Raw genomic sequence first — 22,641 nt, forward strand, 5'->3', positions numbered from 1 at the left:
GTTATGGAATTTTTCAGTTTCTTAATGAACGATGTCCTATCAGAGCCGGCGGTTCTGGTAGGTCTTATCGCCCTAATCGGCTTAATTGCCCAGAAAAAACCGGTCACCGAGTGCATTAAAGGCACGGTAAAAACCATTCTTGGTTTCATCGTGCTTGGCGCGGGTGCAGGTCTGGTTGTGACTTCACTGGGTGACTTTGCGACAATTTTCCAACACGCGTTCGGCATCACAGGCGTGGTTCCAAACAACGAAGCTATCGTCTCTATCGCGCAAGAAGCGTTTGGTAAAGAGATGGCGATGATCATGTTCTTCGGTATGTTAGTGAACATTCTGATCGCTCGCTTCACGCCATGGAAATTCATCTTCCTAACAGGTCACCACACGCTATTTATGTCGATGATGGTAGCGGCAATCCTTGCTTCTAGCGGCATGAAAGGTGTTCCACTGATCGCGCTTGGCTCTCTGGTTGTGGGCTCTGTGATGGTGTTCTTCCCTGCGATTGCTCACAAGTACATGAAGCAAGTCACAGGTTCTGACGACGTTGCGATTGGTCACTTCTCTACCCTTTCTTACGTACTAGCGGGCTTTATTGGCAGCAAGTTCGGTAACAAAGAACACTCTACTGAAGAGATGAACGTACCTAAGAGCTTGTTGTTCCTACGTGACACGCCAGTGGCAATCTCGTTCACTATGGGCATCATCTTTATGGTGACGTGTATCTTCGCTGGCGGTGACTTTGTACGCGAAGTTAGCGGTGGTAAGCACTGGTTCATGTTCGCGCTGATGCAATCCATCACATTCGCCGGTGGTGTGTACGTTATCCTTCAAGGTGTACGTATGGTTATCGCAGAAATCGTTCCAGCATTTAAAGGTATCTCAGACAAACTAGTGCCAAACGCAAAACCTGCGCTTGATTGTCCGGTTGTATTCCCATACGCACCAAACGCAGTATTGGTTGGCTTCCTATCGAGCTTTGCGGCGGGTCTCTTGGGTATGTTCCTACTTTACGTGATGGGGCTTACTGTGATTATTCCAGGTGTCGTTCCACACTTCTTTGTAGGTGCAGCGGCAGGTGTATTTGGTAACGCTACAGGCGGTCGTCGCGGTGCAATCTTGGGTGCTTTTGCACAAGGTCTACTGATTACCTTCCTACCAGTATTCCTAATGCCAGTACTGGGCGACCTAGGCTTTGCTAACACGACCTTTAGTGACGCAGACTTCGGCGCTGTTGGTATCTTACTGGGTCTGATTGTTCGCTAAGTAGCCTGAATATGACTAGCTGATAACTGACTTGATTGATGCGGGAACAGGCTCATCGGCATCAATCTTCAAGAATCTCTAGTCATAGCAAACGACGAACTTTAGAAGAAAGCAATCGTTGAAAGAAAACAAACGCCCCTCACGTGAGGGGCGTTTTTCTTTTTGGCACTATCTTAAGAAAGCTTGGCTTATTGAAGCGTAGTTCCGTTCGATAGCAGCTTTCTTGTCGGCTCTTGCTCGGTGTATTCAACCGCATCATGTTCCGCGAGTTTATCGACTTCCGCCTGTTCACCCACCACAACCAACACGTGTTGTTTCACTAGAGCGTCGACCACTTCAATGTTGTGCTGACGAAGAAGCGCTCTCACTTCGCTCTCTTTTCCTTCATGATACTTAACAAAGTAACGTGCAGGTTGCTGCTCGGCTTGATCTTGGCGTTCATCCACGAGAGGAAATCCTTGATTGTTTGCCAAGCTGCTTGAGCTCAGTCCGATTGCCAATAGTGCGGTAGCGCCTACCGCAGACAAAGAAAGTAAGGTCAACTTCTTCATAGTCACTCCTTATTGAAAGGTCAGAGTCCAACTGTTGATGGTGCCTGTGTCTCTTCTGGCATTGTCCACCGCTTTAAGTTCCCATGTGCCTTGTGATTCAAAACCAGAGAAGTCCGCTTGGAAACTGGTTTTAATGTCGTTCGCACCACCACCCGCATTGTCGTGCAGTACTACTTGACCACCATCTGGTGACGTTAGCGTGACACGAAGATCGCCAATGTAGGTGTGAGTGATATCCAAGTCGATAGTCACTGAGCCTGCATCGCCAGAGCGAGCTACATCTAATGGGCTTACAATACCTGCAGAGCTGTTGTCAGGAATTGCTACTGCATTCGAGTTGGTGTAGCTAGAAGGTGCAGAACCGCCACCTGATGAATCGCCCGAGCCGTTATGCGTTGCAACAAGAGAAACACCAGAGTACGCGCTGTAGCCGTAAACCAATACTTCATATTGCCCTGCGCCAGATACGTTCAAGCTACAGCTTTCGCCATTACCGCCCGCCCATGAACGACAGTCGTAAGTGCTGGTACTTGGTGTGCCATTGAAGCGTACGTAAAGGTCAGCATCACCAGAGCCACCACTCATGTTGAATGTCGCTTGCGTTGCATCCGCAGGGACGTCAAACACGAATACTGTGCTTGATTTGCTGCCGCCAGAAAGCTGCGTTTTCGCCACGCCATTTTCTAGAACGTTGTCGCTGCCAGAACCGCCGCCATCCGGACCATTACAGCCTGCGTCTAGGTATTGTTTCGCAGCTTCTGCATTCACAAGACCATGACCTGTACGGTTATCACGACCTATTACGTCGATGTCCGTTGCTGTCTTGATCAGTGCGTTACGTACTTGCGCTGCGGTACAGGTTGGATGGTAGCTCCACACCAAACCCGCAACACCGGTTACATGTGGCGTCGCCATCGAAGTACCGTTGTAGTACTCGTAGTCTTCACCCTTGGTGGTCGATACCGTGATGTCTTGACCAACATAGCCCAACAGCTCCTGACCGAAGGCACGATCAACGGTTACTGACACAATACGCGCCGCGTTGTTTTGATCGACAAGGAAAGGATTCTGCAAACCCGGTAGCTCAGAGTTACTGTACACAATCGCCGCACTTGCGCCTGCGTTGTAACACGCTTGAACTGCATCGATTTCTGGGTAGTTGCCTGATGATTGGTTACCCACACGCTCGGTCAAACAGATCTTGCCAGACATATCGCCACAGCTGAAGCTGCTACCAGATACGTCACAGCTTGCTAGTGTCGCCGTGATAGAACCGGCTACTGGATCAGGACCGTAACTGCCACCCGATTGGATCAAGCGGTTGTGAGGAACGATGCCACGCTCGAACTGGCTAACACCATTCAAGCGAATGTCTGAAAGCTTACCCTCGCCCACTGTCACCGTAGATAGAATCGCTACGCCCGGACCTGCGATTTCAACTTGGTCTGTAGCTTGAGAGAACGCCGCGTGATCACGCTTATCATCCACCGCCGCAACCGACATTACTGAATCGTAAGACGCTGGGTAGCTATGCGCAGTGTTACCATCGTTACCCGCAGCGGCAATCAGCAATACGCCTTGGTCGTAAATGGTTTGCAACGCGTTTTTCTCCGTCACACTCGACTGGCTACCACCAAGGCTCATGTTGACGACGTTCGCGCCGTTGTCAGCACAAGTTTGTACCGCTTTCACCAAGCTGGATGAGTAGCCCCAACCCGCTTCATTGAACACCTTAACAATGTGCAAATTCACGTTTTGGTTTGGCATAACGCCTTTGATGCCTTCCGTGTTGGCAATCGCGGCAATCGTACCCGCTACGTGTGTACCGTGAGCGTTGTTATTACCCGGAACACTCCAAGAACCGGTACCGCTATCATTTGTACCCGACACTCGGTTACCACTCAGATCGTTGTGCGCCAAATCGTAACCCGAGTCGATGATACACACGGTGCGATTCCCTGCATTTGAGTCATTCAGAAGCTGAGCATTCACCGCCTCATAGCCCCAAGGGATAGTCTCGCTTAACAGATAACGCGGTGGGTCAATTTCAACGTATTCCACGTCGCTGCGGTTACGCAGTTGCCCCAACTCCGAGTCTTCCATTTCCACGCTGTAAATCGCGCGATTTCCTAGCTTTTCCACTTTACGCGCTTTGAGCTGATCTAAGACCGACTCTTGCGCGATACGTGGTCCCCAGAATGAGTTCCCACCCAATGCTGAAGGACTGGACGTATCTTCTTTAAATTTGACGATGTATTTGGTCGGCAAGTTAGATTCGTCGACCCCCGTCAGAGGAGCCGCATGCGCTGACATCGAAAATGTCAGTGCCACTGCAACGGCAGACAATGAAAACAAGCCATTTAATTTAGTTGTTGTGTGATGCATTTGCTCTATTCCTTTTTGAGCTGATTTTTATTCACTTTACGCTCATGAAAAATCATTCACCTATCATTAACATGAGCTACTCAGCTATAGATTATTTGTAAAGAAATCCAAACAATTGATTTTGTGAATGCATAATTGTTAATAAAAGATCATTTAATCAACAGATAAAGTGAACATCAAAAGAGAACCAATTTTCTTATAAAGCAATTACTTATTAACACCAAAAGTGCATGTTAAATTAATGTTAGTGAGTAATTATTCTAGATTTTATAAAATTATGTTATTTACTAAATCTATTGAAAGTTGAACGCGGTACCAGAATTGACAGAATGAATAATTAGATATTTGACTAAGTAGGGTATTTACTCAGAATGAGGACGTTTGGTGAGATAAATTCTCACCTAAATCATGACGATAATCATCACAGAGAGTGAATCATGAATAAAACTATTACGTTACTTAGTGCATTATTACTACCACTAAGTTTTGCTCACGCTGCCGAGCCAACATTGTCTCCAGAGATGGTCAGTGCCTCTCAAGTAAGAAGCGCGCAAGCGAAACAAACTTACACTTATGTCCGCTGCTGGTACCGCACCAGTTATTCAAAAGATGAACCTGCGACCGATTGGGAATGGGCAGAAAATCCAGACGGCAGTTACTTCACGCTTGATGGCTACTGGTGGAGTTCGGTTTCTTTCAAGAACATGTTCTACACAGACACACCGCAAAGTGTTATCAAGCAACGTTGTGAGCAAACTCTGGACCTAGCAAATGAAAATGCTGACATCACCTTCTTTGCAGCCGATAACCGTTTCTCCTACAACCATACCATCTGGAGCAACGACCCTGTCATGCAGCCAGACCAAATCAACAAGGTCGTAGCGTTGGGTGACAGCTTGTCTGATACAGGCAACATCTTTAATGCATCACAATGGCGATTCCCGAATCCAAATAGCTGGTTCTTGGGACACTTCTCAAACGGTTTTGTGTGGACTGAGTACATTGCTCAAGCGAAAAACTTACCGCTATACAACTGGGCTGTAGGTGGCGCGGCAGGCGAAAACCAATACATCGCTCTGACTGGTGTAGGTGAGCAAGTTTCCTCTTACTTGGCATATGCGAAATTAGCGAAAAACTACAAGCCTGCTAATACCCTGTTTACCCTTGAGTTTGGTCTAAATGACTTCATGAACTACAACCGTAGCGTGCCAGAAGTGAAGTCAGACTACGCGGAAGCCTTGATTAAACTGACCGATGCAGGTGCGAAGAACTTGTTGTTGATGACACTACCAGATGCAACACGTGCACCACAGTTTACCTACTCGACTCAAGAAGAAATCAACAAGATCCGCGCGAAGATCGTGGAAATGAATGAGTTCATCAAAGCACAAGCGGCGTATTACACTGCACAAGGCTACAACGTTACCTTGTACGATACGCATGCACTGTTTGAAAGCTTAACAGCAAATCCAGAGCAACACGGTTTTGTAAACGCGAGCCAAGCTTGCCAAGACATCAACCGCTCTTCATCGGTAGATTACCTATACCATCATGCATTGCGTTCTGAGTGTGCGTCTTCTGGCTCTGATAAGTTTGTATTCTGGGACGTAACACACCCGACCACAGCAACACACCACTACGTGGCAGAAAAAATGCTAGAAAGTACGAATCAATTGTCAAACCATCCTTTCTAAGCTAACGAAACTCATAGAACCTCTCTGTAGTCGAGAGGTTCTAATTGCCTTATTCCCATTCATAAGCCAGAGATTGTATTCGTCGTTCGAACTCGATAAGTTGAAAGAAAACTCTGAGGTCAACGTCATGCTCGAACATCCTTTAACTCAACGCGCTCTTGAAATCATTCGCTCGAAATCTGTTGGAGCACCTCAATCACATCCATTTTCGGTCACAATTAACTTCCATCCCGATCGTTTGACCTCTCAAGGCATACCTCTTCTCAAAGCAATTGCGCAAGACGGAAAGCTCAAATCTCAGTTTGAAACAGGCACAAGTAATGGCGGATTAACAGCTTATAAAGGCGGAGAGCGTTGGCGTTGGGAGCAACGCGTGTTTGATGGTGTGTACGACAATAGCCAACCAAATCAACGCCCAAAGTATGGCGCGTTAAACTTCTCAGGTTCAGAAGTTGGCGCTTCACCAAGATTTGGGTCGAGCTACTTCTTATTGAAACCAGAGATCACTAAACGAGCGACATTTTGTTATCCAGATAGCTTCTTCGAGCCAGAGCATTTCGCCACCATTGAACATGTTCAACCCTTGTTGGATGAGTTAAACGCGCAAGCGCCTGACAGGTTGGACGCCTATATCGAAACTCAAATCCACGGCGATTTGCGCTTGGAGGAAGATATTCGAGCCTTGGTGCTCGATCCTTCATTTAAAGGCACAGAGGTAGAAGATTACGCTCGCGAGTTACCAGTTGAAATTCGTTGGCACAGTGGCTTTTGTGTCTCAATAGAAGACATCAATCTTTATCCAGACTACCGAGGACAAACCATTTTAGACATCGCAAATCAAGTTGCAGAAAATGGCATGCTAACACCACGCATTATTGGTGAAGCGGTAAAAGCAAAAGCGTTTGACGAGCAAGATTTGAAGAAAGTCTGGCACTACTTAGCGCGATTTGGGTTTGATTATCGATAAGCTAACGATTAAAAGCCACCAGCCCAGCTATCGAATTCATCAATCACATCTAGCTCTTTTTGAGTTCGAGGACGAGGATAATAAGGTAGAGCAAGTAGCTTTTCTGACGGGATTAGCAGCCAATCCGGTGACATCTTCATACGCACCAATTCTTGCTCCCCTTCACGACGCACAAACATATAATAACCATCAACGTGAGTATTGGCATAACTTGCGATTTGAACGATTTCTCCACTTGGCAGCTTTACTTTGCGTCCCAAAGGATAGAGACGATGCAATGCAAAACTCACATGCGCATCTTCAAGATAGCCCTTTTTGAATCGAGAGATGCCAATCGCAGTCGATGTTGTTCGATGAGACCAACCCGCCAATATCAACCCTTTGAGAGAATCTTTGAATGGCTGCCCTTTTGGCTCACCTTCATTGGAGATGAATTGCACAGTTAACGTGTCACCTTGCTCATCTAAAATTTGCAAAAATTGTTCACCAGTTTTATCTGCCATTAATTTCACGCTACTGCTCCGCCAAAGGTTTATGAATGAAATACTATATACAACTTGGCAAGAGCTAGCTATTACGCTGCATTGTTTTCCTTGAACTCGACTCAATGACAACGCTCTGAACCCTGCATCTTGAAACCACTTGGGTATAAAGCCCCTAACGCAAAGTTCAAGGTCGTTTTTCGTCAATCTTGCTATGATAATTTGGTCACTTTTTAAGGAACAAAGAATGAATCTAAAACACTATATTGTATTGCCTATGATGGCAGCGGTGCTGTTTGGTTGTGCTCAGCGCAATTCTGATGACACCATGAACACAATGACAATTCATGTCGCTCCTGAGCGTGTAGACTGCGTGGGTGTGGCTCCAATGAAGTGCATGGTCGTGGACGGTAACTACTTCTATGATCAAATTGACGGTTTTGAATTTGAACCCGGCTATGAGTACACCTTAAAAGTCAAACGCATCCAGCAATTTACTCCAGAGAATGCGCCAGCAGATACAAGTTTGTACCGATATGAACTCATTGAAGTACTAGAGAGACGATAGCCCAAGATTAACCGCCTGTTGAAAGGAAATCATTATGTTTGGAAGTTGGAAACGAAACCGCCAAATTCGAGAAATCGCAAAAGATATTACACCTAAACTCGTGCTCAAGTATGGTGAGAAAACGGATTACGCGAAGAAAGAGATCGATTGGGCACTCAAAGAAAATGGAAAAACAGACGACGCTTTCGCCCTTCTCGCATACGGCATGTTCATTAACCAAACCACTTACGTGTCGATAGGGCTAAGCCAAGAGCTGGGTGAGCATGTTGAATTTCAATCAGAAGTCTCACTTGCCTTGTTTGACCAAGCGACAGATCTTGTAAGCGTCAGTGCTTTACTGACTTACGCAGAAATTCAGGACTGCAACAAACAACAACCCGCCACCGATTCTAATGATTTCGATGCTGACAGCGGAGACTTCGGGGGAGAAGGCGGCGGTGGTGAGTAGCATTACGCCAAACTGCAATGGTAACAACATGCGGCGATGATTCATCTCAAAACTTACCGTTAAAAGGCTCATCACGAGCCTTTTACACCAACGAAACTTCGGCTCGCTCTATTACTTACACCAAGCCTTTCAATTTCGCCAAACCATAAGCGGCGATGGTGACGCAGTCTTTGATTTCACCATCTATCATCATTTGCTCGAACGCTTCAACTGTGAACGAGCGTGTGATCAAGTCTTCTTCTTCACTGTCTAGCTGATTGCCCACTTCAGACAACTCACTCGCAAAATACACATGACAAGTCTGGTTTAAGAATCCATAAGCGATGAACTGCGCACCAACGTATTCCATCTTATTGGCTTGCATGCCCGTCTCTTCTCGAAGCTCACCTTTTGCTAACTCAAGATGATCCGCATCTGGATTTGATTCCCATGCCCCTTGTGGGATCTCCCAACAACGTTGCCCTACGGTGTAACGAAACTGCTGTACTAAGTGAATCACGCCGTTATCGATCGCCAGAATCGCTGCACAGTCTGGCTTGTCGACCACACCGTAGATGCCTTCTGCTCCGCTAGGGCGTTGGATCTTATCTTCACGTACCGTCATCCATTTATTTTGATACACCACTTTGCTGTCTAGCTGCTTGATGTCTGCCATGAGAGTCCTTACTGCTTGATTCTTAAAAATTAGTTATTGGATTAGCAGCCATTCTAACGCTGTTTGCGTGTCAGTTTGTAGACGGTTTTCAAATTCAACGCGCTTATTGGTATTCAATATGTCGCATCAAAACAATCATTCATCGCAATGATTACGATGGCGCGAAATGGCAATTTTTCAGTTCGAGGAACTCATATAGTTAACCCATCGACGCAAGGCATGGCTTTGCAAACTTGTTCATTATTGATTGAGGGTTCTTATGAGCGCATCGGATAAAGTCTACGGTTTCAACACTCCACAGCGTCTGTTTGTTGGTTATACCTTGGCGGTATTGGTAGACCTTACGGTACTGAACTTCTATGACGAATACTGGGACTTTGTAACGATTGATTCGTTTACGATTTCTTTCGCCGCGGCATTGCTGCTTCAGTTGCTTTTGAAGCTGTCGATCAAAGCGGAACACAAAATTGCAGAGTACTTTAAATCGAAACCGGGCACGGCACCTAAGATTTATCGCGGTCTTTCGACTTACGTTATTTTGGTCGGTTCGAAGTTCGTGATGCTAGAAGCAATTAACATCCTATTTGGTGACAAGGTTGACTTTAGTGGTCCTTGGAACGGTGTCGTCGCCTTCTTTGCGGTGGTGTTTACCATCCTGATTTCAGAAGTCATCGTCGGCAAGATTTACTTCAAGCTTGGTGAGAAAGAACAACAAGTGCAAGGCGAATTGACTGAAAAAAACGCAAACTAATAAGCAAGATCGATTGACACAAAACAGTATCGATAAAAACAAAAAAGCGCTGAGAAATCAGCGCTTTTTTCGTTTATTTGTCTACTTAAGCTTAAGCGATGAGGATGCTCTTAAGCTCATTCAATGATTCCACCGTGTAGCTTGGTGCAATGCGCTCATCCACACTTGCGCCTGTGGTGTTCAGCCAACATGTTTCAATACCGAAGTTGTTACCACCCAAGATATCAGAATGCAGGTTGTCACCCACCATCAAGACGCGCGTCTTACACGGGTTACCCATTTGTGTCATCGCGTACTCAAAGATGCCTAGATCCGGCTTGGCAATGCCGACTTGTTCAGAAATCACCACGTGCTCGAAGTAATCGCTCATACCTGTGCGTTCTAGACGAATCGCTTGCAGCTCGGTAAAGCCATTGGTGATGATGCCCATTTTGGCTTTACCTTGCAGCGCTTCCATCAACTCTTTCGCACCCGGCAACAAAGTGCAGATGTCTGCCATCGCTTCTAAGAATGCCGTGTTGAGATCCGCCGTCGTGGTATTGAGCTTTTCTGCCCACTCAGTAAAGCGTTTGTGCTTGAGCTCATCTGCTGTCACTTTACCATCTTGGTAATCTACCCAAAGTGGCTTGTTGACCGTTTGGTAGTGGGCAAAATCTTGCTCGGTGAAGTCTACGCCTTTGCGAGAAAACATTAGCTGCAAACCTTTGAAGGCATCAAAGTGAAACAAGGTTTCGTCAGCATCAAACAAGATCCAATCGTATTTCATTTTCTTCTTTCCAATATCCAGGTCGTTTTCTGCCACATAGTCTAATTGTTTTCTTCTTGAAGATAATCTCTATAATTGGAAAATGATTGTATCGTTTTTCTCAACAATATGACTAATAATAGATAACCCCAATAACCTAGGAGCACGCCGTGAATGCCATTGCGTCACTGCCAGTATTTGTCGCTGTCGTCGAATGCGGCAGCTTTTCCCTTGCAGCCAAGCAGTTGAACCTCACCAAATCGGCGATCAGCAAACGCATTAATCAACTCGAAGATGACCTCGGTATTCGCTTGCTTAATCGCACCACAAGAAAGCTCAGCTTAACCGAAGCTGGACGTCGATACTTCGAGTACGCTTCACAAGCAGTGAACCTTGCTCAACAAGGTGTCGATGCCGTTTCCGAGTTGCAAGGTTCACCCCAAGGTAGGCTTAAAATCACAGCCCCTATGTCTTTTGGCGTTTTGCACGTTGCGCCACTTATCAGCGAGTTTCTTGCACGTTACCCGAAAATTGAGGTCGATTTGCAGCTAGAAGACGCCATGGTGGATTTGGTCGAACAAGGCTTTGATTTGGGGATTCGCATTGGCGAACTTGCGACTTCTAACCTTGTCGCTAAGCGCCTTGCTCCGTGTAAAAGCGTACTGTGCGCCTCTCCCGCATACCTAGAAGAATTTGGCGTACCAACCAAACCAAGCGATTTGGTGACACACAACTGTTTGCGTTATTCGTATTTCCGAGGCGGGGTGGAATGGATGTTCATCAACAGCGGTAACGAATATAAGGTACTGCCGAAGGGCAACTTTGTGGTCAACAACAGTGAAGCGATTCGCCAGTTGCTATTAAGAGGCTCAGGTATTGCGCAGTTACCGACCTTTATTGCAGCCAAAGACTTTGCAGCAGGCAACTTAAAACCGCTTATGGAAGAATTCTCTCTTCCTGAGCATGCCATCTATGCGGTATTTCCAGAGCGCAAACACATGCCATTGAAAGTGCGAGTGTTCATTGACTTCATCAGCGAAAAACTCGGCACTGATACACCGTACTGGGATCGCTATTGACAGGTTCTGACACTTCATCACGTTAACCTTGTTTCGAACTTAACTAATGAAATGAGGACAACAACATGGAAACCGTGATTGAAACTGTACAATTTCGTCTTATCGATGGCGTAACAGAACAGGACTTTCTCTCCGCAGCGAAACTGTCACAAACGTTTGTGAAACAGCTTCCGGGCTTTCTTTACCGCTCACTGAGTCACGAAGCCAAAAAAGCAATGCGTGGACAGACATCATCTATTGGCGTTCACTGGAAGACGCAAATCATGCCGGTGAGCAATTCACCCAAAGCGAAGACTGCAACCCTCTCATAAGGCTAATTGAATCAGAAAGTGTAGAGATGAAGCATCACAACATGAAAATGTGTAGCCAATTGGAAGGATAACCAAGGTAGGAACATTATGAGTAAATCAGAGCGACTGTTTGAACTACTGACGTTATTGCGTGCTAAGCGCTACGCCGTGACAGCGAAAGACCTGGCAGACACGATGCAAGTCAGCGAGCGCACTATTTATCGTGATATTCAGTCGTTGCTGAACTCTGGTGTTCCTATTCAAGGTGAAGCGGGAGTCGGTTACATGCTACAAGCTGGCTCTCATTTACCGCCATTAATGTTTAGCGAAAAAGAGATGATGGCACGAGAACTTGGTATGCATATGGTGCGTGCTTGGTCTGATACTGAACTCGCCGATGCATCGCGTTCCGCTTCTGCCAGAATCCTTTCTGTATTGCCGGACAAACTCAAACAACAAGTGGAAAACTGTCCACTTATCGTGCCTGACTACCATGTGCAGTCAGAAACCGCAAAACGCGGACAACTGTTGCGCCACGCCATCGATAACCACTTTAAAATCAGCTTGGATTATGAAGATGAGAACGGGCAAGTGACTGAGCGAAGAATTCAACTATTAGGTCAATTCTTTTGGGGAAAGGTTTGGACACTCGTCGCGTGGTGCGAACTGCGCCAAGATTATCGCCAATTCCGCTTAGATAGAATCCAAGCGATGCGAATGCATGATGAAGAATTCTTAATAGAAGAAAACAAATCCCTCAAGCACTATATCGCACAGTATGAGGCGAGGGATTGATACTTGCCGAGAGCTAAAAATATAAGTCAAAGTGATGAATCGAATTTTATCCAAAAATTATGATCGTTGACCTTACAAAACCTCCAATATATAAAACGAATGTCGGTAAATTCAGAGAATTTAATTATACTAAACACCTCAAACACAAAAATGACATTTATAATATGTTATTTAAATAAGTTAAAAAATACATAAAAGTAACAAAACTATCAATTTAAACAAAAGATAAATTGATGACCCGCACAAGAAAAATAAAAAATAAATCAAACCGACTAATTATCTTCTATTTAAATAATATAGAAGTTAAAGTATTTGCTCATTTTATAAAATGGAAGAAATAAATGAGATTAACTAAAACTTCAATCGGTATTCTATTCAGTTTATCTTTTAATACACTTGCTACCACACCTGATCCAACTTTTGAACCGGGTAGAGGGGAAAACGGAAAGATTGGACATGATAAATGTTCTATTGCAATCTGTACAAATGATGGCACTCCTGATTTAGGAAACAAAAATACAAGATATGACCCTAGCCTCGTTTATCCAGTAAAAGGTGAGTATCCGGAAATTTTCTTCGGACCAAACCCACTTAATATCAAATATCAAGACCCTATGTGGTGGCAAAGATTTACGCCAATTGGGGCTGATCATAAACCAAAGAAAAAATCAGGTAAAAATTGTTCTGGGAGCTCATGCAAGTCCAACGATACTGGCCCAGGTAATGGCTCAGGCACTGATTCAGGTAATGGTACCGGCTCAGGTAATGGTACCGGCTCGGGTAATGGTACCAGCTCAGGTAATGGTACCAGCTCAGGTAATGGTAATGATTCAAGTAATGGAGATGGTGGCAGTTCTAACGTAAATGAAATTTTAGATAGAATAGGAGGAATGGTAGACCTTGATAATATAAGTGTGTCGTATTCCAGTAGTGAAACTGGCGGATACTATACCGAGACGCTTGATGAAAATGGTAACGTTACCTCAAGAACCAAAAAAGACCCAGACAAAAAGACCACATTTTCGTTCTCGTTTGGTAATCGTGAAGAGGCAAGAGTACCTTGGATGGAGGCTCCATCTTCCTCCATGAGTCGCGCAATAGGTATGTTCAAAATGCTCAATACAGAAGTAAACCCTTGGGCAGACTCGAATAGCTTCCTCGGTAATGAAGACATAGCGTTAGTCTCTTTGAGTAATTCCGGCTACGCTTTTTCGGGTTTACAAAACCGTACGAATACTATAGTCACCAAATCAAATAACCAAAACGCGTTATTTTTTGAACTAGCACAGAAAGGTGATATCTCAACACTCACTCTTGGTGAATTAGCGCAAAACACACCTATTAAATTAATAGATCTTATGTCAGACCGTTATGTGGGCTCATCTTTTTCCTTTTCACCTTTACTAGCTTTTCATGATAAGGAAGCACTAGCAGGTATGCTGCAAAATAGAAAAGGGCTAAGTAGAGTGCAAAAAGGTAATTTAGTATTAAACTTACTTGAAAATAACTTATTTGCCTTTTCAAATTCACAAAATCTACGAAATACAACATTAAAAGAATTTCTTAATGATCCCATCATAGATAAATCTCTTAAAGACACTAAGCTATTAGAGTTTGTTGACTATGACCTTCTTAAATCGGATAGATTCCTCAGAGGAGATGATTTACTTCTAGGGGAAGGAAATTTAAGTTCTGGTTCTGATAGCGTAAACAATACAATGAAAGGGGGTATTGAAGTGACAAACGATGAAGATTCAAGCATTTGTAAGTTTGTTGGAGGACACTTTACCTGTAATTTCAATTCTGATTCTAATGATGTTGTGGGAGATATTGAAATGACGAATAAAGAAAAAGCCGCAGCTTGTAAGTTAGTTCGAGGACGTGTTCAGTGTAACTAATTTAGTTTTTCTGAGAAAGTGGCGAATACTACCCTAGCCACTTTCTTTTTCTAAATAACTAGATCTTCTAAACGATTACTCTTCCCCCCTACTTCTTCACTTTTTGAAACTTAGAACACATCATTAATCTTATGTTTCATTTTTAACAGGTGCGCAACCGCCGTAGGAGCGCTAACTTAAGTAGCACGTCAACCACACCGGAGCGTGAAGCTATGAAAGTACTGATTCAATACACCCAAGCGGGTAAATATCGTGACCAAGCGTGGGAATCACTGACGCTAAAAGCAAAAGGCGAGATTCAAGCCGTGACGCCTTCTTATGCCGCTCAGCTTATTGAGCAAAACAAAGCGAAGCTTGTAATGACCGACGACGAACAAGTGATCTTCCATTCTTAAGTAAAAAGCATCGATAAAAATGAGTTCAAATTAGAGCTCATTTTTGTTTGATTGGTAAGTGGGCTATTACGCTCAATCTTGAATGGTTTTGTTACCACAATTTTCACAGATCAAATGACGAGAAAAATCGTCCATCGAAGCTAAAAAAGCACCGAAGACAGCACTTTTGAGAAACCCAGTAATGAACTCTTTCTTCCCGCGGTTTTTATCACCCTCAAAAGCACTTTTCTTTCTAACTAAAACCACAACGTGGTGCGTTTCCACTCCACATTTAGGACACAGAAACACTTCTGTCTTTCTTGACATATTAGCCTCCTAGGTAGGTATTTCTTAGCAACGTAACGATTACCATGACCGTGCATCAACTTTGGCTCGCAATGCTCGAGCATACTCGGTTAACAGCCTTGCATTGTCTGCGCTTTCAGCGTCTCCACAAACTCGACCTTGATAGGTAATATTGGGGCTGGAATAGATAGGTACTATGTTCTTTTCGTAGCTCATGATGGTTCCAGAGTCACCACATAATGCAGCATGAGCATACCGCTTGATCTGTAACTGGTTATCCTCAGCTGTCATGGATTCAAGTGTTCTACCTTGAACTTGAGATGATAGCGTTTCTAAATCATGTTGTGCCCATGCTAAGTGCCCTAGTTCATGCTCCAAAGCTAGTGGACCAGCTCGTACATCGGAAACCACGAAGTTAGGAAATAAATCAACCCATGTTTCTGCTATTTTGTACTCAAAATCAAAGTAACTGCTGTCCTCACTTAACACCAACACGACATAGAAATTTGGTTCCTGATACGCACGTTCCAACAAACTGCTGTGTTGCAGGTTGAGTTCGTAATGTGAAGACAACATATCTTCAGGTTTAGCGTTGTGAGCATCAAAGAACTCATAACCAGCGCTCTTACGGATCATAGGAACACATGAGTTTGCGAGAATAAGATTCGAAAGGGCTAAATCTTCGCCGATTCGCTCTTCCAAGGCTTCTATGCTGAAGTCATTGAGAATTGAATAGTCAAATACGAATTGAACCCAAGTCTCCACTTTTTCTTCGTCAGCGCATTGCGAAAGTACGAGCTTTTGAGAGTCAAAATAGAGCAAAGCACTTACAAACGCCGTCCCCACAATTAAGCAAATACTTACAACTTTCAGCTTCATACATTCTTCTTATGAATTTCATAGACAACAAAAATAAGCATATGAAATTTATAAATTAATGAAATTGATATGTAAATAAGCGCTTATTGATTATGAGAATAAGCACCATGAGTAAGTGTGGTTATTCGTCCTCGTTTAGACGACGAATCAATTTGGCTGGCGTTCCACCATATAAACAATCTGGCGGCACATCACTGTTCACCACTGAGTTGGCTGCAATCACAGAACGAGCGCCAATGGTTACGCCTTGGTTGATGACTGAGTTCCCGCCAATCCAAACGCTATCTTCAATCGTGATTGGTTTACAAAACGTTTCCCATTTTAGTCGGCTACGGTAATCCAGCGAGTGAGATGCAGTGTAAAGCTGAACACTTGGTCCAATAAGCACATGATTACCAATGGTGATTTTAGCGCCATCAAGCATCACGACATTCATATTGATAAAGGTCTCTTCACCGATTTCAATCGTTTTACCAAACTCACAATGGAACGGCGCACGGATGATGCTCATCCCAACCTTGCCAAATAGGTTCTTTTGCAGTGCATCACGTTGGGATTCATCGGTGTTGCCATTGAATGCCATCAATGCATGAGTTGCGTGGGTTCGAATCGCATCAATTTCTTTGTCTGCGCCATCGAATACTTGGCCTGACATCATTTTCTCTAGTTCGGTCACAGGATCTTTCCTACAGCTTTTAACTTAGCTAGGTTAATGCAAAAGAGGAATAAAAAAAGAGAAAAGCACGCGCTTTTCTCTTTCCTATTTTATTTAAGTGGCACTAGGGTCGGTTACACGATTTCCCAGCTGTGAGTCATCTCTACGCCCATACCGAGCATCAGGCACACGGAACAGTATTTCTCTAACGAATCAGCAGCAACTTTCGCTACGATTTCTGGATCTAAGGCTTCACCCGCCACTTCAAAATGAATGTTCACTTGAGTAAAAATACGCGGTGCCGTTTCACGACGTTCGGTTGTGAGCTTCGCATTAACAGAAGCCACTTTCTGACCTGCTGACTTCAATCCATCAACCACATCAACAGAACTACAACCACCAGCAGCCATCAATACCATCTCCATTGGGCTTGGTGCAGTCGCACCGCCATTGCCATCCATCACAACGGAGTGACCAGATTGAGACTGACCTAGGAACTTAAAGTCTTCGACCCATTTTACTTCTGCTTGCATGGTTTCCCTCATTATTACTTCTGTCTCATCGGCAACCTATCACCAATGAGCGTTTGTTTGGTGCCATTACTGTAGCCCTCCGGTATAAAAGGGCAAAGAATTTTTCACTATTGTTGCAATTTTTTAGCTCTAACTTCTGTCTCCTTACGTAACATTCATTGAGAAAAATGACGTTTGAGGAAGTTATGAAGAAAGTATCTAAGCTATTGGTGGGATTCTCATTCACACTCCCTGTACTGTTCATCTTATTAAGTAAAACAGGCACTGCCGATACCATGGATAAGGTGAACGCATCTGGCAAAACCGACATTGCTACTTTGGCTGGCGGCTGTTTCTGGTGTACTGAATCAGATTTAGAACAATTACCGGGTGTGTTGGACGTCGTATCTGGTTATTCAGGTGGTGATTTAGCAAATCCGACCTACCGACAAGTCTCTTCTGGCAAATCTGGCCATATAGAAGTGATTGAAGTGAAGTTCGACCCAAGCATTGTTAACTACGAGCAAGTTTTGGATTACTTCTTCCGCCATATCGACCCGACTGACGACAAAGGCTCATTCGTCGACCGTGGTCCCCAATACCGTCCTGCGATCTTCTACCATAATGCGGAGCAAAAACAGATTGCTGAGCAATTTATGATGGAAATCGACAAGGCGATGATTTATCCGAAGCCACTTAAAACGGAGCTTATTGAGTTTGAAAAGTTCTACCCTGCGGAGTCTTACCATCAGGATTACTACAAAAAGAGTGCCCTGAAATACAAATATTACCGCTATGCGTCAGGTCGAGATAAATACCTAGATGAAGTGTTTGGTGAGGATCGTAAAGACAACCCAAAAACACTACGCGAGCTTATCAACGAAAAAGATCTGATGACAAAACTGAAGATCTATGAAAAACCGTCTGATAAAGAGATCAAAGCGAAGTTGACTGATCTGCAGTACTACGTAACACAAGAAGAAGGCACAGAGCGTCCCTTTAACAACGAGTACTGGGATAACAAAGAAGCGGGCATCTATGTGGATATTGTCACTGGTGAGCCACTGTTTTCATCGACGGATAAATACAAATCAGGTACAGGTTGGCCAAGCTTTACTAGACCAATCAATCCAGGTTACATCGTTGAGAAGACCGACTTTAAATTGGTTTATCCACGAACAGAGATTCGCAGCAAGTTTGGCGATTCGCATATTGGTCATGTTTTCAAAGACGGACCAAAACCAACAGGGTTACGTTACTGCATGAACTCAGCAGCCATGAAGTTTGTACCAGTAAGCGAAATGGCAAACCTGGGTTACGACGATTATCTGTACCTATTTAATAACTAAACTCGCTTAAGACAACGAATTAGGAGTGAACATTCAGAACGATGAAAGGTTTTAAATCCAACCTTCCCATAAAAGTCTGTCCAGTCTGTGAGCGCCCGTTTTCTTGGAGAAAGAAGTGGGCGTGAAATTGGGATGAAATCGTTTATTGTTCTGAGCGTTGCCGAAGAAGAAAATCAACGAAGACGTAGATCACTCCGAACCTCTCTAGTGCGTATTTTGCCCCAGTTAGTACAATCTTTACCAAGGTAGTAATGCGCCATCATAAGCCCAAAACGCCCCGCTATCTTGCGGGGTTGCTTTTTCTATTAACCCCAACAAATCCTTTGCAACTCGCTCTGGCGTGAACAGTTTTCCTTCTGGCACATTGGTTTGAAAAGGCGCAGACAACGCCGTATCAGTGGTTCCCGGATGGAGCGCGAGTACCGTGCCATGCTTGAGCATTCTTTGCCACTCAATTGACATGGTTTTGAGGAACATATTCAACGCGGCTTTTGAGGCTCGATAGCTATACCAACCGCCCAATTGGTTATCGTTAATACTGCCAACTTTAGCAGAAACAGTCGCGAACTTAGGCTGTGTGCTGCGTTTGAGCTTAGGTGTAAAGTACTTCGCCAGTAGTAAACTGGGCAAGGTGTTTACCATTATCGTTTGCTGGAAAAAGTCTGCGTCGAGAGAGCTCAAATTCTTCTCCGGACCTTTCTCTTGGGAGTGCAACATACCCACGCAGTTCACCAACCAATCAACATGCTCGATGTACTCACTGAGCGCTTTCACCTCCTCATCTTGTGTCACATCCACTTGATGCCAAATAACATTGGGATGATGCCAGTTGGGGTGTTGCCTACGATAGGTCGCGTGAACACGAGCTTGAGGAAAATGTTCCGCCGCGCACGCAACCATGGCAAATCCAATTCCGCCATTCCCACCTACGATCAATATTTCCATTACAAGGTCTCCAAATTTTCCATGTAGCGCTCCGCGGTTTCAAGGATAGCTTGTCGTTGCTGTGGTTCCATATTGTCCCAAGAGCGGAAAATCATCCCGATACGAGGATTGGTCGCCAATCGCTTGTCATGCTTGTTCATAAAACGCCAATACAAGCTGTTGAATGGGCATGAACCTTCACCACTGCGTGCTTTGTTGTCGTAATGGCAGCCCTTACAGTAGTCGCTCATTTTATTAATGTAAGAACCACTAGCTGCATAAGGTTTAGTGCCGACAATACCTCCATCAGCAAACAGCGCCATACCACGTGTGTTTGGCATCTCTACCCACTCGATCGCGTCAACGTATATACCGAGATACCATTCATCCACTTGAGATGGTTCGATCTCAGTTAGCAAACAGAAATTACCAGTGACCATTAAACGTTGGATATGGTGCGCATAGGCGTAGTCAAGGGACTGACCAATCGCATTACGCATGCACGCCATTTTTGTTTTGCCATTCCAGAAGAAATCAGGCAGTTTTCTGCTCGCTTCCAGTTCGTTCTTTTTCGGGTAATGAGGCATGTTCGCCCAGTACACTCCGCGGATGTACTCTCGCCAACCTAAAATCTGGCGAATAAAACCCTCAACCTGAGAAATATTAATGTCTGGGTTTGAATGGAATGCCTTGAGTGACGCATCAATGACTTCTTGCGGGTGCAGTTGTTTGCTGTTGAGAGAAAACGAAATCCGACTGTGATACAAACTCCATTTAGCGTCGTGTTGCCCAGTCATCGCGTCTTGAAAACGACCAAAAAGAGGCAAGCAAACTTGGCAAAAATGAGCAAGTAAAGACAAGCTTTGAGCACGGTTAATCGGCCACAATAAATCCCCTTCAAAGTGCCCTATCGTTTTAATTCCATGACGTGTTAATCGCGCTTGTATCTCACTGACATCGGTACTAAACATTAAAGGTTGTGGCAACTGCTCAATATCTTTAGTTTTGAGTTTGTTGCGATTATTCGCATCATAGTTCCACTTCCCCCCAACAGGTTTGCCATCTTGCATTAAGATGTTGAAACGCTTGCGCATGCGGCGATAAAAGTGCTCCATCATGATGTGTTTGCCTTGCGGGAACTGCTCTTCGATCTCTTCAAACGGCAACAAAAAGTGCTCTGAGTCAACGCAACGCGTTACTACGCCATTGAGCTTAAGTTTGGCAAGTTGTTCCAATAATCGGTATTCATCAGGGCGTTGATATTCAAACTTGCTTGCACCAACTTCGCTGACAAAATGCTGGAGAAGTTGCTCAAGATCCCCAAAAGATTGGGTATCATCCAACGTAAGGTGCAAGACTTGATGACCTTCGCTCTGACGCTCTTTCGCAAACTTTTCCATTGCAGAAAAGAACGCACATACTTTTTGAATGTGATGCGTCACATACGTATTCTCTTGTTTTAACTCTGCAATCAAATAGAGAACGTGGTCATCAGGTTGCTCAAACCAAGTATGTTCGCAATTGAGTTGATCACCCAAGATCAACCGAACGGTATCAAACTGCATCATGATTTCTCCATAGAAGACGCATTGCCATGACTTTCCATCGCAATCGGCCAATCAACCATGTCCACATTATCCAAACGTGCACCATCACAATGCCCATCCCACTTATCAATAAACTCATGGTTGGGGTCGTACATTTGCGTCTGCTTTTCAAGATTGAATTGCCTTGAACCACGAGGGTCCGCACCAACGCCTGCGAGGTATTGCCAATTTCCCCAATTTGAAGCCACATCGTAATCAATTAATTGAGACTCAAAATATGCAGCGCCATAGCGCCAATCTAGCCCTAGTTCATGTACAAGGCAGCTCGCGACCAGTTGTCTGCCACGATTCGACATGTACCCAGTTTCATTGAGTTGATGCATACACGCATTAACGAGCGGGAATGGCGTCTCGCCTTTTTTCCATTGTTGGAAACGATGGGCGTAAAAGCTGGTCAATGGCGTTTGATTGCGAATCCCACCAAAATGAAACAGCTGCCGACCATATCGTCGCGCATACCAATAAAAGTACTCACGCCACAGCAATTCAAAGTAAATCCAATACGTCGAATCATTAGCACCATAATCCGCTTCATAACGCTTTAACATGTCCACGATCCTTTTCGCCGAAACACAGCCATGTGCTAACCACGGAGAGAATTTAGTGGAATAGTCCATGCCATCTAAACCGTTGCGTGTCTGTTTGTATTCACTCGCAAGCGGCGAATCAAAATACCGACGACAATGCTCAAGCCCCGCATGCTCTCCCCCAGCAAATGGCATTGGCTTTAAGTCGCGAGTTAAGCTCAATGTTGGTAAAGAGAGACCTTTGGGTAGTGGTGGAAGTGTGGAGACTCTGTCGGCAGGTTGCGAAATAGATAGCTTTTCTACTTGCTTACGAAACTGGGTAAAGGTATCAGGTAGCGCATTGAGACTGAACGGGAGGTCAGCCAACCTAAATAAACTTCGCACTTCTTGCTGAACAACCGTTACGTGGCGTTCCTCCGCCTTAACTTCTTCGATGACACTTTGCTCGTCGCAACCCGGCATAGCATCAACGTAAAGCCTTGTAACACCAAGATTTTTGAAGGCATGTTTTAATGCTTGATAAGGATGCAAGTCGACAACAAGCAAACGTTGTTCAAGTGCATTTAAAGACAGGTTGAGGTAGTGTAATGACTCATCTAAAAACTGTCTTTTTGGCTGACCAAACTCGGATGTTTGAGCATAGTGCGCCAAAAATGGTGAAACCTTGGGATAACAGTAAAGACAGGCAAGAAAATCCACTTCTTCTACAGCTTTGGTCAGATTTGGGTTGTCATCCAGTCGCAAATCATTGGTAAACCAATACAGTCCTATTGTTTTGTTCAAACGAAGCTCCTTTTGGCACTTTTCTGTTATGCGTATGCCAGATTCTACGAACCTTAGTTGGTCAAGATCAGCACTTCGTTTACATTGCTCAAAACTCCATCACTCAAACTTTTATGCACCCTAGATGTCATCTTTAGAAATCCGTTTTAGAAAACTA

Annotated in this window: 24 protein-coding genes and 1 pseudogene; 13 read left to right on the plus strand and 12 right to left on the minus strand. The window is 44.5% G+C overall.

The window, feature by feature from the left end:
- Nucleotides 1-3: 3 nt before the first annotated feature.
- Nucleotides 4-1,260: a PTS ascorbate transporter subunit IIC gene (locus AACR11_RS19320; protein ID WP_005384349.1), complete on the plus strand. Its 1,257-nt coding sequence runs from the start codon at nucleotides 4-6 to the stop codon at nucleotides 1,258-1,260.
- Nucleotides 1,261-1,448: 188 nt separating this feature from the next.
- Here the strand turns inward: AACR11_RS19320 and AACR11_RS19325 are convergent, their stop codons facing one another.
- Complete coding sequence (locus AACR11_RS19325; protein WP_029789156.1) at nucleotides 1,449-1,811, minus strand: ATPase; 363 nt, start codon at nucleotides 1,809-1,811, stop codon at nucleotides 1,449-1,451.
- A gap of 9 nt (nucleotides 1,812-1,820) precedes the next feature.
- A complete protein-coding gene (locus AACR11_RS19330; protein ID WP_079325010.1) occupies nucleotides 1,821-4,196 on the minus strand; it encodes a S8 family serine peptidase in 2,376 nt (791 codons plus the stop codon).
- A gap of 434 nt (nucleotides 4,197-4,630) precedes the next feature.
- Between AACR11_RS19330 and AACR11_RS19335 the strand changes: the two genes are divergently transcribed.
- Both AACR11_RS19335 and AACR11_RS19340 read left to right on the plus strand, forming a co-directional pair.
- Nucleotides 4,631-5,890 (plus strand): SGNH/GDSL hydrolase family protein, encoded by a 1,260-nt coding sequence (locus AACR11_RS19335; protein ID WP_086028060.1) that lies wholly within the window; start codon nucleotides 4,631-4,633, stop codon nucleotides 5,888-5,890.
- Nucleotides 5,891-6,017: 127 nt separating this feature from the next.
- On the plus strand, nucleotides 6,018-6,857 hold the full coding sequence (locus tag AACR11_RS19340; RefSeq protein ID WP_029789584.1) for a DUF3626 domain-containing protein: 840 nt from the start codon (nucleotides 6,018-6,020) through the stop codon (nucleotides 6,855-6,857).
- 8 nt (nucleotides 6,858-6,865) lie between these two features.
- Here the strand turns inward: AACR11_RS19340 and AACR11_RS19345 are convergent, their stop codons facing one another.
- A complete protein-coding gene (locus tag AACR11_RS19345) occupies nucleotides 6,866-7,369 on the minus strand; it encodes a hypothetical protein (protein ID WP_029789585.1) in 504 nt (167 codons plus the stop codon).
- A 217-nt stretch (nucleotides 7,370-7,586) separates the two neighbouring features.
- On the opposite strand from AACR11_RS19345, the gene AACR11_RS19350 reads away from it, so the two are divergent.
- A complete protein-coding gene (locus AACR11_RS19350; RefSeq protein ID WP_005445420.1) occupies nucleotides 7,587-7,907 on the plus strand; it encodes a DUF4377 domain-containing protein in 321 nt (106 codons plus the stop codon).
- A 34-nt stretch (nucleotides 7,908-7,941) separates the two neighbouring features.
- Nucleotides 7,942-8,355: a DUF6559 family protein gene (locus AACR11_RS19355; RefSeq protein ID WP_029789586.1), complete on the plus strand. Its 414-nt coding sequence runs from the start codon at nucleotides 7,942-7,944 to the stop codon at nucleotides 8,353-8,355.
- Nucleotides 8,356-8,470: 115 nt separating this feature from the next.
- On the opposite strand, the gene AACR11_RS19360 is transcribed toward AACR11_RS19355, so the two are convergent.
- Nucleotides 8,471-9,010 (minus strand): NUDIX domain-containing protein, encoded by a 540-nt coding sequence (locus AACR11_RS19360; protein WP_005535149.1) that lies wholly within the window; start codon nucleotides 9,008-9,010, stop codon nucleotides 8,471-8,473.
- A 259-nt stretch (nucleotides 9,011-9,269) separates the two neighbouring features.
- Between AACR11_RS19360 and AACR11_RS19365 the strand changes: the two genes are divergently transcribed.
- On the plus strand, nucleotides 9,270-9,761 hold the full coding sequence (locus AACR11_RS19365) for a hypothetical protein (protein WP_005445423.1): 492 nt from the start codon (nucleotides 9,270-9,272) through the stop codon (nucleotides 9,759-9,761).
- A gap of 91 nt (nucleotides 9,762-9,852) precedes the next feature.
- On the opposite strand, the gene yjjG is transcribed toward AACR11_RS19365, so the two are convergent.
- Nucleotides 9,853-10,527: a pyrimidine 5'-nucleotidase gene (gene yjjG, locus AACR11_RS19370; protein WP_005445424.1), complete on the minus strand. Its 675-nt coding sequence runs from the start codon at nucleotides 10,525-10,527 to the stop codon at nucleotides 9,853-9,855.
- 149 nt (nucleotides 10,528-10,676) lie between these two features.
- Between yjjG and AACR11_RS19375 the strand changes: the two genes are divergently transcribed.
- From AACR11_RS19375 to AACR11_RS19395, 5 genes are all read left to right on the plus strand, one after another.
- Nucleotides 10,677-11,585 (plus strand): LysR family transcriptional regulator, encoded by a 909-nt coding sequence (locus AACR11_RS19375; protein ID WP_005432509.1) that lies wholly within the window; start codon nucleotides 10,677-10,679, stop codon nucleotides 11,583-11,585.
- Between the two features lie 65 nt (nucleotides 11,586-11,650).
- Entirely contained in the window at nucleotides 11,651-11,896 is a 246-nt protein-coding gene (locus tag AACR11_RS19380; RefSeq protein WP_223295759.1) for a hypothetical protein, read from the plus strand.
- 87 nt (nucleotides 11,897-11,983) lie between these two features.
- On the plus strand, nucleotides 11,984-12,670 hold the full coding sequence (locus tag AACR11_RS19385; protein ID WP_029789587.1) for a helix-turn-helix transcriptional regulator: 687 nt from the start codon (nucleotides 11,984-11,986) through the stop codon (nucleotides 12,668-12,670).
- Between the two features lie 341 nt (nucleotides 12,671-13,011).
- The gene (locus AACR11_RS19390) at nucleotides 13,012-14,568 is read left to right on the plus strand and encodes a hypothetical protein (protein ID WP_029789588.1); all 1,557 of its coding nucleotides are present in this window, start codon (nucleotides 13,012-13,014) and stop codon (nucleotides 14,566-14,568) included.
- 212 nt (nucleotides 14,569-14,780) lie between these two features.
- Entirely contained in the window at nucleotides 14,781-14,963 is a 183-nt protein-coding gene (locus AACR11_RS19395; RefSeq protein WP_017817347.1) for a hypothetical protein, read from the plus strand.
- Nucleotides 14,964-15,035: 72 nt separating this feature from the next.
- On the opposite strand, the gene AACR11_RS19400 is transcribed toward AACR11_RS19395, so the two are convergent.
- The 4 genes from AACR11_RS19400 to AACR11_RS19415 all read right to left on the minus strand — a co-directional run bounded on the left by AACR11_RS19400 (nucleotide 15,036) and on the right by AACR11_RS19415 (nucleotide 17,315).
- Nucleotides 15,036-15,269, minus strand: a complete 234-nt coding sequence (locus AACR11_RS19400) for a hypothetical protein (protein WP_005445432.1) — start codon at nucleotides 15,267-15,269, stop codon at nucleotides 15,036-15,038.
- A 39-nt stretch (nucleotides 15,270-15,308) separates the two neighbouring features.
- Nucleotides 15,309-16,127: a hypothetical protein gene (locus AACR11_RS19405; RefSeq protein WP_009696883.1), complete on the minus strand. Its 819-nt coding sequence runs from the start codon at nucleotides 16,125-16,127 to the stop codon at nucleotides 15,309-15,311.
- Between the two features lie 121 nt (nucleotides 16,128-16,248).
- The gene (locus tag AACR11_RS19410) at nucleotides 16,249-16,803 is read right to left on the minus strand and encodes a sugar O-acetyltransferase (RefSeq protein ID WP_017817349.1); all 555 of its coding nucleotides are present in this window, start codon (nucleotides 16,801-16,803) and stop codon (nucleotides 16,249-16,251) included.
- A gap of 113 nt (nucleotides 16,804-16,916) precedes the next feature.
- Nucleotides 16,917-17,315: an OsmC family protein gene (locus tag AACR11_RS19415; protein WP_029789589.1), complete on the minus strand. Its 399-nt coding sequence runs from the start codon at nucleotides 17,313-17,315 to the stop codon at nucleotides 16,917-16,919.
- Between the two features lie 185 nt (nucleotides 17,316-17,500).
- Here AACR11_RS19415 and msrB point away from each other — a divergent pair, with 185 nt between their 5' ends.
- Together msrB and AACR11_RS19425 are read left to right on the plus strand one after the other, a co-directional pair.
- Complete coding sequence (gene msrB, locus AACR11_RS19420; protein WP_029789590.1) at nucleotides 17,501-18,643, plus strand: peptide-methionine (R)-S-oxide reductase MsrB; 1,143 nt, start codon at nucleotides 17,501-17,503, stop codon at nucleotides 18,641-18,643.
- Between the two features lie 41 nt (nucleotides 18,644-18,684).
- A pseudogene (locus tag AACR11_RS19425) lies at nucleotides 18,685-18,831 on the plus strand (DUF2256 domain-containing protein).
- A 49-nt stretch (nucleotides 18,832-18,880) separates the two neighbouring features.
- On the opposite strand, the gene AACR11_RS19430 reads toward AACR11_RS19425, so the two are convergent.
- From AACR11_RS19430 to AACR11_RS19440, 3 genes are read right to left on the minus strand one after another with little or no spacing between them, the layout of a single operon-like run.
- Nucleotides 18,881-19,588, minus strand: a complete 708-nt coding sequence (locus AACR11_RS19430; protein WP_029789591.1) for an SDR family oxidoreductase — start codon at nucleotides 19,586-19,588, stop codon at nucleotides 18,881-18,883.
- The gene (locus AACR11_RS19435) at nucleotides 19,588-21,132 is read right to left on the minus strand and encodes a cryptochrome/photolyase family protein (RefSeq protein WP_029789592.1); all 1,545 of its coding nucleotides are present in this window, start codon (nucleotides 21,130-21,132) and stop codon (nucleotides 19,588-19,590) included. Before AACR11_RS19435 ends, AACR11_RS19430 begins: the two co-directional genes overlap by 1 nt.
- Entirely contained in the window at nucleotides 21,132-22,484 is a 1,353-nt protein-coding gene (locus tag AACR11_RS19440; RefSeq protein ID WP_029789593.1) for a DASH family cryptochrome, read from the minus strand. Before AACR11_RS19440 ends, AACR11_RS19435 begins: the two co-directional genes overlap by 1 nt.
- Between the last annotated feature and the right edge of the window lie 157 nt (nucleotides 22,485-22,641).

Origin of the sequence: Vibrio sp. L85, assembly GCF_963871815.1 — a bacterium.
Taxonomy (GTDB): domain Bacteria; phylum Pseudomonadota; class Gammaproteobacteria; order Enterobacterales; family Vibrionaceae; genus Vibrio; species Vibrio harveyi.

Bases quoted from the DNA above. Each gene is read 5' to 3' on its own strand.
- AACR11_RS19320 (WP_005384349.1), top strand. From the start codon at position 4: ATGGAATTTTTCAGTTTCTTAATGAACGATGTCCTATCAGAGCCGGCG.
- AACR11_RS19325 (WP_029789156.1), bottom strand. From the start codon at position 1,811: ATGAAGAAGTTGACCTTACTTTCTTTGTCTGCGGTAGGCGCTACCGCA.
- AACR11_RS19330 (WP_079325010.1), bottom strand. From the start codon at position 4,196: ATGCATCACACAACAACTAAATTAAATGGCTTGTTTTCATTGTCTGCC.
- AACR11_RS19340 (WP_029789584.1), top strand. From the start codon at position 6,018: ATGCTCGAACATCCTTTAACTCAACGCGCTCTTGAAATCATTCGCTCG.
- AACR11_RS19350 (WP_005445420.1), top strand. From the start codon at position 7,587: ATGAATCTAAAACACTATATTGTATTGCCTATGATGGCAGCGGTGCTG.
- AACR11_RS19355 (WP_029789586.1), top strand. From the start codon at position 7,942: ATGTTTGGAAGTTGGAAACGAAACCGCCAAATTCGAGAAATCGCAAAA.
- AACR11_RS19360 (WP_005535149.1), bottom strand. From the start codon at position 9,010: ATGGCAGACATCAAGCAGCTAGACAGCAAAGTGGTGTATCAAAATAAA.
- AACR11_RS19365 (WP_005445423.1), top strand. From the start codon at position 9,270: ATGAGCGCATCGGATAAAGTCTACGGTTTCAACACTCCACAGCGTCTG.
- yjjG (WP_005445424.1), bottom strand. From the start codon at position 10,527: ATGAAATACGATTGGATCTTGTTTGATGCTGACGAAACCTTGTTTCAC.
- AACR11_RS19380 (WP_223295759.1), top strand. From the start codon at position 11,651: ATGGAAACCGTGATTGAAACTGTACAATTTCGTCTTATCGATGGCGTA.
- AACR11_RS19385 (WP_029789587.1), top strand. From the start codon at position 11,984: ATGAGTAAATCAGAGCGACTGTTTGAACTACTGACGTTATTGCGTGCT.
- AACR11_RS19390 (WP_029789588.1), top strand. From the start codon at position 13,012: ATGAGATTAACTAAAACTTCAATCGGTATTCTATTCAGTTTATCTTTT.
- AACR11_RS19395 (WP_017817347.1), top strand. From the start codon at position 14,781: ATGAAAGTACTGATTCAATACACCCAAGCGGGTAAATATCGTGACCAA.
- AACR11_RS19400 (WP_005445432.1), bottom strand. From the start codon at position 15,269: ATGTCAAGAAAGACAGAAGTGTTTCTGTGTCCTAAATGTGGAGTGGAA.
- AACR11_RS19405 (WP_009696883.1), bottom strand. From the start codon at position 16,127: ATGAAGCTGAAAGTTGTAAGTATTTGCTTAATTGTGGGGACGGCGTTT.
- AACR11_RS19415 (WP_029789589.1), bottom strand. From the start codon at position 17,315: ATGCAAGCAGAAGTAAAATGGGTCGAAGACTTTAAGTTCCTAGGTCAG.
- msrB (WP_029789590.1), top strand. From the start codon at position 17,501: ATGAAGAAAGTATCTAAGCTATTGGTGGGATTCTCATTCACACTCCCT.
- AACR11_RS19430 (WP_029789591.1), bottom strand. From the start codon at position 19,588: ATGGAAATATTGATCGTAGGTGGGAATGGCGGAATTGGATTTGCCATG.
- AACR11_RS19435 (WP_029789592.1), bottom strand. From the start codon at position 21,132: ATGCAGTTTGATACCGTTCGGTTGATCTTGGGTGATCAACTCAATTGC.